This is a genomic window from Bacillus sp. LH1, from assembly GCF_057924895.1.
The window spans coordinates 1,211,567-1,225,565 of sequence record NZ_CM175007.1; the positions used below are offsets into that span (position 1 = coordinate 1,211,567).

A 13,999-nucleotide genomic window follows, 5' to 3' on the forward strand; every position below is an offset into this window, starting at 1 on the left:
CTTGGAGATTATTCTTTCAATTCTACTTTTTAACAAGTGAGGGTACAGGAAGTGCAATTAGGGGAGGCAACACAACATGAAGAAAAAGATACCGTTATTACTTGCATCAACTTTAACTGCAAGTATGTTGCTTAGCGCGTGTAGCTACCAAAAAGATGACGCAAAAGCAAAAGGGAAAGAGAACGCTACGAGTAGTAGTAACGGAAAACAGATTCTTAATTTAACAGAGTTATCTGAAATTCCGTCAATGGATGCATCATTGGCATCTGATTCTTCATCTTCTACAGCATTAAATAATACGATGGAAGGTTTATATCGTATTGGCAAAGATCAAAAGAGAATGCCTGGAGTTGCAGAAGATGTCGAAAAGCTAGATGATGGGAAGAAATACATATTTAAATTAAGAAAAGATGCGAAATGGTCGAATGGGGAACCTGTAACAGCTAAAGATTTTGTGTATTCATGGAAAAGAGCAGTAAATCCAGATACAAAAGCAACGTATTCGTACATTATGTTCGATATTAAAAATGCAGAGAAAATTCATAAAAAAGAATTACCTGCTGACCAATTAGGTGTAAAAGCGATTGATGATTATACATTAGAAGTAGAATTAGACAATCCCGTTCCTTACTTTATCGATTTAACAGTTTATCCAGTATTTTACCCACTAAATGAAAACTTTGTAAAAGCACAAGGGGATAAATTTGGTTTAGAGGCAAATACAACATTATATAACGGTCCATTCGTTATGAGTGATTGGAAACATGAACAAAGTTTCCAATTCAAGAAGAATCCTTCATATTGGGATAATAAAACGGTTAAAATCGAAGAAATCAACTTTAATATTGTAAAAAATACAGCAACTGATGTAAATTTATATGAGACAAACGCGATTGATCGAGCGGCTTTAACGTCTGAATTTGTTGATAAGTTTAGAAAAAGCCCAGAGTTCCAAACAAGAAAAGAAGCAGGGGTTGCTTACTTAAGATTTAACCAAAGTAATCAGTACTTAAGTAATAAAAACTTAAGAAAAGCAATTTCAATGTCCTTTGACCGTGATAACATTGCAAAAGTTATTTTAAATAACGGTGCAATTGGAGCTTACGGATTTGTTGGAAAAGATTTCGCTGAAGGTCCGAATAAAAAAGATTTCCGAGCTGAAAATGGAAAGCTAGTTGAAACAAATCCAAAAGAAGCGAAAAAGCTTTGGGAAACAGCGAAGAAAGAGCTTGGAACTGATAAAATCGAACTAGAATTCTTAAACTTTGATAATGAAGATGCTAAAAAAGTTGGGGAATTCTTAAAAGGTGAGATGGAAAAGAACTTACCAGGTTTATCAATTAAAATTAAACAGCAACCATTCGCACAAAAAAATAAATTAGAAGATTCTCAGCAATATGATATTGCGTTTGGTATTTGGGGACCAGATTTCCCAGATCCAATCTCATATTTAGATATGTTTGTTACGAATGGTTCTCAAAATAAAACAGGGTATTCTAATCAGAAATATGATGAGTTAATCCTAAAAGCTAAAACAGATACAAAAGATTTACAAGCTCGCTGGGACAACCTTCTAGAAGTAGAGAAGATGTTAATTAAAGAGGATGCAGTTATCACTCCAATCTTCCAAAAAGGTTCAGCGTATGTAGTAAAAGGTGCCGTAAAAGATATTATCCCAATTAACTATGGTGGTAAATTAACTTACAAATGGGCATCTGTTGAACAAAAATAATCTTTTTTTCCATCGTTTACAAGGGTATATGCCTATGATGGGCATATGCTCTTATTTTAAAAAAATAAAAGTAAGAATATTTTAAACTATCTTATTGCTTTTGAGAAAAACGGGGAGGTGCTTGATATGGGACGTTATGTATTAAAACGTTTCGTGTACATGGCTTTGACATTATTTTTAATTACTACACTGACTTTCTTTTTGATGAAATTACTTCCGGGTTCTCCGCTTAAAAACCAGGAGAAGCTATCACCGGCACAAAAAGAAATCATTCTTGAAAAATACGGATTGAATGATCCGGTACCAGTTCAATACGCACGTTACTTAGGTAACCTAGCAAAAGGTGATTTAGGGGTATCATTCCAATATGATAACCGCCCAGTAACAGACATGATTGTGGATCGTATTGGACCATCAGCCCAATTAGGTTTACAAGCGATTATATTAGGAACATTTATCGGTTTAATTTTAGGTATTGTTGCCGCACTTCGTAATAATACGTGGGTAGATTATAGTGCAACAGTTATTTCGGTACTCGGAATGTCGGTACCATCATTCGTATTCGCCGCATTACTGCAATATTTCGTAGGGGTAAAACTTGGCTGGTTCCCAGTAGCATTCTGGAAAGGACCAGAGTTTACTGTAATGCCTACAATTGCATTATCGATGGGAGTTATCGCAACAATCGCACGTTTCTCTCGTGCAGAATTAATTGAAGTTATGCAAGCCGATTACATTTTAACAGCGAAAGCGAAAGGAATTAGCCAAGGCGTTATTATTGTCAAACATGCACTTCGTAATGCGTTAATTCCAGTTGTAACAATTTTAGGACCAATGGTTGCGGCATTAATTACAGGAACACTTGTTATCGAGCAAATTTATGCTGTACCAGGACTTGGGGAACAATTCGTTAAATCGATTACTTTAAATGACTATACAGTTATTATGGGAACTACGATTTTCTATAGTGCAATCTTCATTTTAGTTATTTTCATTGTCGATATTTTATACGGAATTATTGATCCTCGTATTCGTTTAGCGGGAGGGAAAAAATGATGAAAGATGTACAAAAATTATCTCCAGATTTATTTCAACAAGCCAATCAAAATAATGTTGATAATGAAGTCATTGCCCGTCCAAGCCTAACGTTTTGGCAAGATGTAAGAAGACGTTTATTCCAACATAAAGGTGCGATGCTTGGCCTTGTATTATTAGTTATCATTGCACTATTAGCGATTTTTGGACCGATGGTAAGTAAACACTCGTATAAAGAGCAAGATTTAGGTCGAGCGAAATTACCACCAAAAATTCCAGTTATTGAAAATGTTCATTGGTTACCATTTGACGGTACAGATCAATATGGTGTTGACCAATATGAAAAACGTGATATTAAAGAGTACTTCTGGTTTGGTACAGATGATCTTGGCCGTGACTTATGGACAAGAACATGGGAAGGTACACGCGTATCATTATATATCGCTCTTTTAGCAGCAGCAATTGACTTAGTAATTGGGGTTGCATACGGAGGTATTTCAGCATTCTACGGCGGTAGAGTAGATAACATTATGCAACGTATTATGGAGATTATTAACGGTATTCCATACTTAATCATCGTTATTTTAATGGTAATCATTATGGGATCTGGTATTTGGTCAATTACACTCGCGATGGCGATTACAGGTTGGATAGGGATGTCGCGTATTGTTCGTGGACAAATCTTAAAGTTAAAAAACCAAGAATATGTATTAGCATCTCGTACATTAGGTGCAACAAATACACAATTAATTGTGAAACATTTAATTCCAAACGTAATGGGACCTATTATCGTAATGACAATGTTTACAATTCCATCAGCGGTGTTTGGTGAAGCGTTCTTAAGTTTCATCGGTTTAGGAATTCAGCCGCCATTTGCGTCACTAGGTTCTCTTGTAAATGATGGTTATAAATCTATTCAAACGTATCCGCATATGATGTTCATCCCTGCGGTTGTCATCAGTATATTAATTTTAGCGTTTAACTTAATGGCAGACGGATTACGCGACGCGTTAGATCCAAAAATGCGTAAGTAAAAGAGGGGAGAGGCAAAGATGAAAACATTGTTAGAGGTAAAAGATTTACAAGTCTCCTTTGATACACATGCAGGTGAAGTACAAGCTGTACGCGGCGTTACTTTTGATTTGAAAAAAGGAGAAACATTGGCGATTGTAGGAGAATCTGGTTCAGGGAAATCAGTTACTTCTAAAGCGTTAATGGGATTAATTCCGAATCCTCCTGGACGCATTAAAAATGGTGAAATCGTATTTGAAGGTCGTGACTTAACGAAATTAACAGAAAAAGAAATGCAGCAAGTACGCGGTAAAGATATCGCGATGATTTTCCAAGATCCAATGACATCATTAAACCCAACGATGACAATTGGAAATCAAATTATGGAAGGTCTAATTAAACACCAAGGGATGAGTAAAGCAGATGCACGTAAAGTTGCTTTAGAATTAATTGACCTTGTAGGTATTCCAAATCCAGAAGCTCGTTTAAAACAATATCCTCACCAATTCTCAGGTGGTATGAGACAGCGTGTAGTTATTGCGATGGCGTTAGCTTGTAACCCGAAATTATTAATTGCCGATGAGCCGACAACAGCGCTAGACGTTACGATTCAGGCGCAAATTTTAGAACTTATGAAAGACATTCAGCAAAAAACAGAAGCAGCAATCATTTTCATTACGCATGACTTAGGTGTAGTAGCAAACGTTGCGGACCGAGTGGCAGTTATGTACGCTGGTAAAGTTGTTGAAATTGGAACTGTAGATGAAATTTTCTACAATCCGAAACATCCATATACTTGGGGTTTAATCGCATCTATGCCAAGTTTAGATGGTTCAGAAGAAGAGTTATATGCAATCCCTGGAACGCCTCCAGATTTATTGAAGCCGCCAAAGGGAGATGCTTTTGCACCACGTAACCCACAGGCACTGAAAATTGATTTTGAAATGGACCCACCTTTATTTAAAGTAAGTGATACGCACTATGCGGCAACTTGGTTACTTCACGAGCAAGCTCCAGAAGTAAAACCGCCAGCAGTCGTTGAAAAACGCATTCTTCAAATGAAAGCAGGTGAACAACATGACTAAACAACGTGAGAAATTAATTGAAGTAAAAAATGTAAAGCAGCACTTCGACGTGAGTGGTGGTGTTGTCAAAGCGGTTAATGATATTTCATTTGATATTTACCGCGGAGAAACATTTGGTCTTGTAGGAGAATCAGGTTGTGGTAAATCGACAACTGGAAGAACGATTATTCGTTTATATGATGCAACTGCTGGTGAAGTATTGTTCGATGGTGAAAACGTACATGGTAAGAAATCACGCGCAGAACTGAAGAAATTCAACCGTAAAATGCAAATGATTTTCCAAGATCCATACGCATCATTAAATCCTCGTATGACAGTAGGGGATATTATCGCAGAAGGTATTGATATTCACGGATTAGCGAAAAGTAAAAAAGAGCGCATGGACCGTGTTCATGAACTATTAAACACAGTTGGTTTAAATAAAGAGCACGCAAACCGTTTCCCACACGAATTCTCAGGTGGACAACGTCAGCGTATCGGTATCGCTCGAGCGCTTGCTGTAGACCCAGAATTTATCATTGCCGATGAGCCGATCTCAGCACTTGACGTATCGATTCAGGCGCAAGTTGTAAACTTACTGAAAAAGTTACAAAAAGAAAAAGGTTTAACATACTTATTCATCGCCCATGATTTATCAATGGTAAAATACATTAGTGATCGTATTGGTGTAATGTACCGTGGCCAAATCGTTGAGTTAACAACAAGTGATGAATTATATGCGAATCCAATTCATCCATATACGAAATCACTATTATCAGCGATTCCACTTCCAGATCCAGATTATGAGCGCAATCGTAAACGTATCGTATATGATCCATCACAGCATAATTATGGTAGTGAAGCACCAACAATGCGTGAAATTCGCCCGGGACATTTCGTACTATGTTCGGAAGCGGAGTACAAGAAATATAAAGAGATTTATCAATAAGAAAAAGAGCCATTCTTCTGTTATGGAAGGATGGCTCTTTTTCTACTATATAAAAGAATTGTATACATTTGTCGGTCAGTCGATATATTTAAAGAATCGCCGATATAAATCTCATGTATCATTAGTGATATCCATATGCAAAATTACTGAACTTGAACAGAGACATTCTCCTCTTGTTCTTCAGGTTTAACAAGTGCATAACGCTCCCATGCTCTACTTTTCCAGCGGAAGAACATAATAATGGCACGTGTCCATTCGTCGATGGCGATTGCTAGCCAAATACCAACGAGCCCCATATCTAAATGAAAGGCGAAAAAGTAACCTAGTGGTAAACTCATTAACACCATAGAGAATGCACCGATTAAAACAGGATATTTTGCATCACCAGCTGCACGAAGCGAATTAATGATGACGATATTCATCGTACGTCCCGTTTCAAGTAGTACACTTAGTAAAAGAACACTTGCGCCTAACCCGATAATGTACGGATTATCTGTAAACAGTCCCATTAATTGTGTACGGAATGTAATAACGAGAGCGACCATACATAAAGTTACACCAATCGCCCATTTTACACTTTTCCACAAGCGTTCGTATGCTTCATCTTTTTCGCCACCACCAACGAGGCGGCCAATAATAATGGCTGTTCCCATACCAATTGCAATAGCGAATAAATAAGTGAACATAGAAATGTTCGTAGCGTATTGTCTAGCCGCTAACGATTCCGTTCCTAAATATGTTGCATAGTATAAGAAGACAATTTGACAAGCTTGATACATAACTTGCTCAAAAGCAGATGGAATCCCGATTTTTAAAATTTTCCCGATATATTCTTTTGATAAGGTGAAATAATATTGTAATTTCACACGATATTCCATAACGCGGTATAGTAACCAGAAGAAAACAATAAGCGCTATAAGTCGGCTGACAGCAGAAGAAATGGCAGCCCCTTGTACACCGAGCTCAGGAAAACCAAATTTCCCGAAAATGAGTACGTAGTTTCCAGCGATATGAATCATATTCATTCCGAGTGAAATAAACATCGCTTGCTTTGTAAAACCGTGTACACGGATAATTGCGGCTAATGAGTTAATAATAGCTTGTAGGAAGATGGCTCCTCCGACGATAGATAAGTAGTTTTGCGCATACGTTAGTACATCGCCTTGTAAGTTCATTGCGAGCATCATATGTTTCGAAAATAAAAGAAAACCAGTGCTTATAACGAGCCCAACTATTAAATTTAATGTGACGGCTAATGCTGATATTTTAGATGCTTCCATAAAGCGTTTGGAACCGAGGTATTGAGATACGACGATAGCTGCGCCGTTCCCGATGACTTCTAGTACCAAAATAGCGATATGGAGGTATTGATTCGCTGCACCAACCCCAGATACAGCATCGTCTGATAATGCACTTAACATGAAAGTATCAGCGATCCCCATTAACATAAAAAGAAAAACTTCTAGAAAAATAGGCCATGTTAATAAGAATAAACTTAATTTCTCAGTAGGCCCGTTTTTTGCCTGAATTGCTGCCATGTCCGTCCCCTCTTTACCGATATCTATTTTTAGCAAAATGTATCGTAACATACTTTCTTAACCTTTGCACTCATTTTAGCCTACATATTTTTATTATGAAGAGAGTGCTATTTTATGATAAAAACAAAAGGATAATTATACATAAAGTATTATGAGATATAAAATTCATTTTTCTCTGATAATTTAGAAAAGTATAAAAAATATTGTTTTTAACACTTTAGTAAGAATAATCAGCAATATGAAACGTTTACAAAGATTTATTTTTTAACAGGAAATTTTAATGAAATAGAAATATAAATATACAAAAAATATATTTGTGTGTATAATATGAATTATTAGAACATATATATATTTCTTTCTGTTTGAAAATGAAAGGGCTAACATTTTTATGGAGGGTGGAAGTATGAAAAAAAAGATGCCAGTTTTTGTAGTATCAACAGTAGCAATGAGCATGATGTTAGGGGCATGTAGCTACCAAAAAGATGAACCGCAAGCGAACGCAAAAGGGGATAGCGGGAAAAGCGGTGCGAAGCAAGTTATTAACTTAATTGAAACGCAAGAAATTCCAACGATGGATCCAGCGTTATCAGCTGATGCAGTTTCTTCAAGAGTAATGGGTAATACGATGGAAGGCTTATACAGTTTAGGAAAAGATGATAAGCTAGTTCCTGGTGTAGCGAAGGAATTCCAAAAATCAGAAGATGGTAAAAAATATACATTTAAATTACGTGAAGACGCAAAATGGTCAAATGGTGATCCTGTGACGGCAAAAGATTTCGTATACGCATGGCAAAGAGCGATTAACCCAGATACAGCTGCGAAATCAGCGTACATTATGTATGATATAAAAAATGCAGAGAAAATTAATAAAAAAGAGATGAGTCCGGATCAATTAGGGGTAAAGGCGATTGATGATTATACATTAGAAGTGGAATTAGATAATTCAATTCCATACCTTGTAGATTTAATGGTATATCCAATCTTCTATCCTGTGAATGAAAAGTTTGTGAAAGAGCAAGGTACGAAGTTTGGTTTGGAAGCGAATACAACGCTTTATAACGGACCATTTACATTAAGTGATTGGCAACATGAACGTAGCTTTAAAATGACAAAGAGCGCGTCATATTGGGACAATAAAGAAGTGAAGATTGAAGAAGTAAACTTTAATATTGTAAAAGATACATCTACGCCAATTAACTTATATGAAACAAATGCAATTGATCGAGCGTCGTTATTAGCGGAGTTTATTGATAAATATAAAGGAAAACCAGATTTCCAAACAGTAGAAGATACATCTGTATTCTTCCTTCGTTTAAATCAAAAAGATCCAGCTTTAGCAAATAAAAATATTCGTAAAGCAATTTCACTTGCTTTTGACCGTAAGCCATTCGTGGATACATTATTAAATAACGGTTCTAAGCCAGCAACAGGATTAATTCCTGATAACTTCATTAAAGGGCCAGATAAAAAAGATTTCCGTGCTGTAAACGGGGATATTGTAAAACCAAACGTGAAAGAAGCGAAGAAATATTGGGAAGCTGGTAAAAAAGAACTTGGTAAAAATGAAATCGAATTAGAATTATTAAATGAAGATGTAGAGTTATCAAAGAAAACTGGTGAATATTTAAAAGGTGAATTAGAAAAGAATTTACCAGGTTTAACAGTAAAAATTAAACAACAACCATTCGCACAAAAACTAAAATTAGAAGATGCGGGCGATTATGTCATGTCATTCTCTGGATGGAGTGCGGACTTCCCAGATCCAATTACATATCTTGATATGTTTGTAACAGATGGGTCACAAAATAAGATGAAGTACTCTAATCCAAAATACGATGAAATCATTATGAAGGCGAAAAAAGATGGAAGCGATGTAAATGCTCGTTGGAAGAACTTATTAGAAGCAGAAAAAATGTTACTTGATGATGCTGCGATCGTTCCAGTATATCAACGTGGTAGAGCATATTTACAAAGAGATTCAATTAAAAATATGTATAACCATAAATATGGCGGCGATTTAAGCTTTAAATGGGCGTCAGTAGAGAAGTAAGAAAAAAAGCAGGTGATCGCCTGCTTTTTTTTAATACGTTCGTTTCTTATAAATGCCTTTTCCGCCAACTTGGTTCCAGCCAGATTGTACATCCAAACTTTTGTTAACAAACTTCATTTTTTCTTTTCCACCAAAGAGCTTTTCGCCGATGCTATTTGTAATGACACCAATCAATGCTGTTATTCCGATGATGAGGGCAGCAACCGTAATAAAATCAATAAAAAAAGCAATCATTTGAAAACTCCCCCTTTGCCTGTCTGTATGTTTATTGTATGAGATAAAAAATGAAAAAGAAAGAAATGTCAGAAAAATATTTAATTTACTTTAGAAATCGTGTAGACAGGAGGGAGGATATTTGTTAAAATGAGAACAAACGTTCCTTTTTATTCTCATTTGTATAGTCTTACATTTCTTAATTGATTTATCAAGAAAAAGTAAGAAAACGTTCTCTTTTTCATAGGGAAGATTATAGATAAATAACTATATATTATATGAAAAATCTATGAGAAGTGAGTAGTAAAAGGATTGAAAGTTATTGTTAAAGTACAGCTGAAGTGAGCGTAATCATGTTACATAGCAGTGAAATGCACGGAAGAGTTTTCTCAACTAGCAGGAAATTTACTGTATATTTCTTGCAAAATCTATTGTATAATGATTATAGAAGTTACTTATTAAAAGTAATTGTTGTTTATTATAAGTTGTTGCTTACATGAAATGCGATTTTTGTACTTTTCAATAAGACAAGTTATCGCGAAAAATTGCTGAAGTTAGAAATTAAAACTGTATTTAGTACAGAATTTGTACTCTTTAAGGAGAGTGAGCTTTGTATGGTAACATTATATAGTTCTCCAAGCTGTACGTCTTGTAGAAAGGCGAAATTATGGCTAGAGGAAAATCATATTCCCTATACAGAACGTAATATTTTCTCAGATCCATTAACGATTGAGGAAATTAAAGAGATTTTACGTATGACAGAAAGCGGAACGGATGAGATTATTTCTACTCGTTCGAAAGTTTTCCAAGAATTGAATGTAAACTTAGAGTCTTTACCACTTCAAGATTTATATAAGATGATTCGTGACTATCCAGGGATTTTACGTCGTCCAATTATGATTGACGAGAAACGCCTTCAAGTTGGTTACAACGAAGACGAAATTCGTCGTTTCTTACCACGTACAGTAAGAACGTTCCAATTACGTGAAGCACAACGTCTTGTAAATTAATTATAATAATATGAAAACCTTCTACCTATTATATAGTAGAAGGTTTTTTTTAATGTTTCACATTGCGTAATCGAACTTGTTGTACGATAAAGCCGATGCATAAAATAGTGAAAATGAACAAATAAGGAATGCTTGTAGTGAAACTTGGATTGTTATGAAAAAAGGTTGCAAGTCTGTCTTCATGTGTAACCATTTTTCCTGCAGTATAGGCAAGAATCGCTGCACCGCAATAAATGAGGAATGGAAATCGTTCCATAAGTATTAAAATAAGTTTGCTGCCCCAAATAATAATCGGGATAGAAATGAGTAAGCCGATTATGACGAGTAAAAATCTCCCGTGAGCTGCACCTGCAATGGCAATAACATTATCAAACCCCATAACGAGATCCGCGAAAACAATTGTCCGCACAGCTTGAAATAAAGTTGTTTTTCCTTGAATAGAAGAAAGATCGTTGCTATTATCGGTTAATAAATTGACTGCAATTAATGTAAGTAAAACCCCGCCAATCAATTGTAGAAATGGAATGTCGAGTAAATAGACAGCTAGTATAGTAAGGATGATTCTTAGTACAATCGCTAAAAGAGTACCGATCAAAATAGCCTTATTTCGTTTCGATTCAGGTAAATTTCGGCTAGCTAGTGCGATGACGATTGCATTGTCACCACCTAATACAACATCGATACCGACAATCATTAGTACGGATGTTAAAAACTCTAAGTCCATTCGTCTGCCTCCATTTATGATGTTTTAATAAGCGAACTATATGTATGTGATGAAGAAAGTTGTTGTTAAATAATCTCTTCTAATAGAAGTTTCACTTTATTACAGTGTACGGGGGAATGTGGAAATGTATGTCCAAATTTTTTGTAAGTAAGAAATCGCTATAATAATATATTTATGTAGTTTATCGAGTAAAGATAGGCATATAACTATTTTTGTAAAATAAATCGATTTTATTTCCATTCTGGAGAATCTTATCATAAAATGAGAGTACAAGAATCTATTGATTTGTCATATGAGTGGGGAATCCCTTCATAACAATTCTAAGCAGGAAGGGAGAGTTGTATTTTGGATATTGAAAGAATTAATGATCATACGATGAAATTTTTTATTACGTACATTGATATAGAGGATAGAGGATTTAATCGTGAAGAAATTTGGTATGATCGCGAACGAAGTGAAGAGCTCTTTTGGGAGATGATGGACGAAGCTCGTGATCATGACGATTTCTTTATTGATGGACCGTTATGGATTCAAGTGCAAGCAGTCGATAAAGGGATTGAAGTACTTGTCACGAAAGCAGAGCTTTCAAAGGACGGACAAAAGCTGGAACTACCGATAGGGGTAGACAAAATTATAGATATTCCTCTAGATGAAGGCATCGAATCATTATTCCAACAAGAATTAGTCGAAGAGGTAGAAGAACAAACAGGAACAAACTTTAATGAAGATGGTACGTTTGGCTTTTTAATTAAATTTAATGATTTTGAAGATGTCATTTCATTAAGTCATCGTCTTATCTTTGAAGATATAAAAGATGAGCTGTATTCATTTGAGGACCGCTATTATGTATATGTGGAATTCGATGAAGTGCTACATGATGAAGAAGAAATCGATCGTATTTTAAGTATTATTTTAGAATATGGAGAAGAATCAACTTTAACAATTCATCGTGTAAGTGAGTATGGAAAACAAATTGTGAAAGAGCATGCGCTTGAAACGATTCGCAATAATTTTCCTGCTAAAACGTAGGCCGATTTCTGTAGTATGAAATCGGCTTTTTATATGAAGAATAGGAAAGCTTTCTTAGTTAGGAGGTAAGAGATGAAAAATACGTTAAAGCTGATTTTCTTTATACTGCTATTGTTCGCATTATTTGTTTCGTTACGTATGTTTATTGATGTAGCATTTTATTCAGATGTGATTGGGATAAAAGATGTTTCGATTTTAGGTATTATTAGTATTTTATTTACAGTATCTGCGTTTTTAATTGGTTGCGTTATTTTCTTAGAAAATCGACATCCATCTAAAACACTTACATGGTTAATTGTTTTAGGGATTTTTCCGGTATTTGGTTTCTTTGCTTATTTATTATTCGGACAAAATTTTCGAAGAAAAAGAATGTTCCAAAAGAAGGCGTTACTTGATGAACAGGCGTTTTTACAATATAAAGGGCATGAAGATTACGAAGAACGAATTTTACGCAATCATAAGCATCAAGAACTGTTATTTCGTTTAGCGGATCGATTAGGAGCTTTAAATATTTCATTTCAAACTGAAACGAGGACATTAACAAATGGAGATGAAACGTTTCGGGCTATTTTAAATGGGTTAAAACGAGCGAAACATCACATTCATATGGAATATTACATTGTGCGTGATGATAAATTAGGAACAGAAATTAAAGATATTTTAATACAAAAATCGAAAGAAGGCGTTGTTGTTCGCTTTTTATATGATGCGGTTGGAAGTTTTAAGTTATCGAAATCGTATATTGAAGAATTAAACGATGCAGGTGTAGAAATGATTCCATTCTTTCCTGTGCGCTTTCCGATTTTAAACGATAAGATTAATTATCGAAATCATAGGAAAATTGTTGTGATTGATGGGAACGAAGGATTTGTAGGCGGATTAAATATCGGTGATGAGTATTTAGGGAAAAATAAATATTTTGGCTTTTGGCGAGATACGCATTTGTATTTACGTGGTGAAGCGGTTCAAAGTTTACAACTTATTTTCCTTCAAGACTGGTTTTATATGACTGGAGAGGCTGTGCTAGCCCCTGAATATTTACAAGCAAAAGCAGTTGAGGGTGATCATTGGGGAGGAGTGCAGCTAGTTGCAGGTGGCCCCGATAATAAGTGGGAAACGATTAAGCATTTATATTTCGCAATGATCGCTTCTGCTCGGAAATCTATTTGGATTGCAACGCCGTATTTTATTCCGGATGATGATATTTTATCCGCATTAAAGGTTGCTGCACTTGCTGGTATTGATGTTCGTTTATTAATGCCGAGTAAACCGGATAAGCGTACTGTCTTTTACGCATCGAGATCGTACTTCCCAGAGCTTTTAGATGCAGGAGTAAAGATATATGAATACGAAAAAGGTTTTCTTCATAGTAAAATTGTCATCGTTGATTCTGATTTAGCTTCAATTGGGACAGCTAATATGGATATGAGAAGTTTTCATTTGAATTTTGAAGTAAATGCCTTTTTATATGATACAGATAGCATTCGAAAACTTGTTCAAGACTTTAAAGATGATTTAGAAGAATCAAGTGAAATTCATGGTGATCATTTTCATAAAAGACGTCTTCATAGACGAATTGTTGAATCAACGTACCGATTATTATCACCTTTATTATAAAAAGAGATGTCCGAAATTGGGACATCT

Annotated in this window: 12 protein-coding genes; 9 read left to right on the forward strand and 3 right to left on the reverse strand. The window is 35.3% G+C overall.

Annotation, left to right across the window (positions count from 1 at the left end; all coding sequences use genetic code 11):
* The first annotated feature begins 76 nt into the window (after positions 1-76).
* The 5 genes from ACX9TM_RS06370 (at position 77) to ACX9TM_RS06390 (ending at position 5,791) form a co-directional block, all read left to right on the forward strand.
* Positions 77-1,732, forward strand: a complete 1,656-nt coding sequence (locus ACX9TM_RS06370; RefSeq protein WP_000727217.1) for a peptide ABC transporter substrate-binding protein — start codon at positions 77-79, stop codon at positions 1,730-1,732.
* 126 nt (positions 1,733-1,858) lie between these two features.
* Positions 1,859-2,788, forward strand: a complete 930-nt coding sequence (gene opp3b, locus ACX9TM_RS06375; protein WP_000534167.1) for an oligopeptide ABC transporter permease — start codon at positions 1,859-1,861, stop codon at positions 2,786-2,788.
* The gene (gene opp3C, locus ACX9TM_RS06380; protein ID WP_000974106.1) at positions 2,785-3,801 is read left to right on the forward strand and encodes an oligopeptide ABC transporter permease; all 1,017 of its coding nucleotides are present in this window, start codon (positions 2,785-2,787) and stop codon (positions 3,799-3,801) included. Before opp3b ends, opp3C begins: the two co-directional genes overlap by 4 nt.
* Positions 3,802-3,819: 18 nt before the next feature.
* Positions 3,820-4,863, forward strand: a complete 1,044-nt coding sequence (locus tag ACX9TM_RS06385) for an ABC transporter ATP-binding protein (RefSeq protein ID WP_000854346.1) — start codon at positions 3,820-3,822, stop codon at positions 4,861-4,863.
* Positions 4,856-5,791 (forward strand): ABC transporter ATP-binding protein, encoded by a 936-nt coding sequence (locus ACX9TM_RS06390; RefSeq protein ID WP_000166348.1) that lies wholly within the window; start codon positions 4,856-4,858, stop codon positions 5,789-5,791. The genes ACX9TM_RS06385 and ACX9TM_RS06390 overlap by 8 nt, the downstream gene beginning before the upstream one ends.
* A 143-nt stretch (positions 5,792-5,934) precedes the next feature.
* On the opposite strand, the gene ACX9TM_RS06395 is transcribed toward ACX9TM_RS06390, so the two are convergent.
* Positions 5,935-7,380 (reverse strand): MATE family efflux transporter, encoded by a 1,446-nt coding sequence (locus ACX9TM_RS06395; RefSeq protein ID WP_002182545.1) that lies wholly within the window; start codon positions 7,378-7,380, stop codon positions 5,935-5,937.
* 352 nt (positions 7,381-7,732) lie between these two features.
* Between ACX9TM_RS06395 and ACX9TM_RS06400 the strand changes: the two genes are divergently transcribed.
* Positions 7,733-9,379 (forward strand): peptide ABC transporter substrate-binding protein, encoded by a 1,647-nt coding sequence (locus ACX9TM_RS06400; RefSeq protein WP_000728609.1) that lies wholly within the window; start codon positions 7,733-7,735, stop codon positions 9,377-9,379.
* A 30-nt stretch (positions 9,380-9,409) separates the two neighbouring features.
* On the opposite strand, the gene ACX9TM_RS06405 is transcribed toward ACX9TM_RS06400, so the two are convergent.
* Positions 9,410-9,613, reverse strand: coding sequence for a hypothetical protein (locus ACX9TM_RS06405; RefSeq protein WP_000559971.1), 204 nt, complete (start codon positions 9,611-9,613; stop codon positions 9,410-9,412).
* A gap of 593 nt (positions 9,614-10,206) precedes the next feature.
* On the opposite strand from ACX9TM_RS06405, the gene spx reads away from it, so the two are divergent.
* Complete coding sequence (gene spx / locus ACX9TM_RS06410) at positions 10,207-10,602, forward strand: transcriptional regulator Spx (RefSeq protein ID WP_000258267.1); 396 nt, start codon at positions 10,207-10,209, stop codon at positions 10,600-10,602.
* 49 nt (positions 10,603-10,651) lie between these two features.
* Here spx and ACX9TM_RS06415 read toward each other — a convergent pair whose 3' ends face one another.
* A complete protein-coding gene (locus ACX9TM_RS06415) occupies positions 10,652-11,326 on the reverse strand; it encodes a TerC family protein (RefSeq protein ID WP_000362607.1) in 675 nt (224 codons plus the stop codon).
* 345 nt (positions 11,327-11,671) lie between these two features.
* Here ACX9TM_RS06415 and mecA point away from each other — a divergent pair, with 345 nt between their 5' ends.
* Positions 11,672-12,355: an adaptor protein MecA gene (mecA, locus tag ACX9TM_RS06420; protein WP_000350713.1), complete on the forward strand. Its 684-nt coding sequence runs from the start codon at positions 11,672-11,674 to the stop codon at positions 12,353-12,355.
* A 72-nt stretch (positions 12,356-12,427) separates the two neighbouring features.
* Positions 12,428-13,972, forward strand: coding sequence for a cardiolipin synthase (locus ACX9TM_RS06425; protein ID WP_000799194.1), 1,545 nt, complete (start codon positions 12,428-12,430; stop codon positions 13,970-13,972).
* Positions 13,973-13,999: the final 27 nt, after the last annotated feature.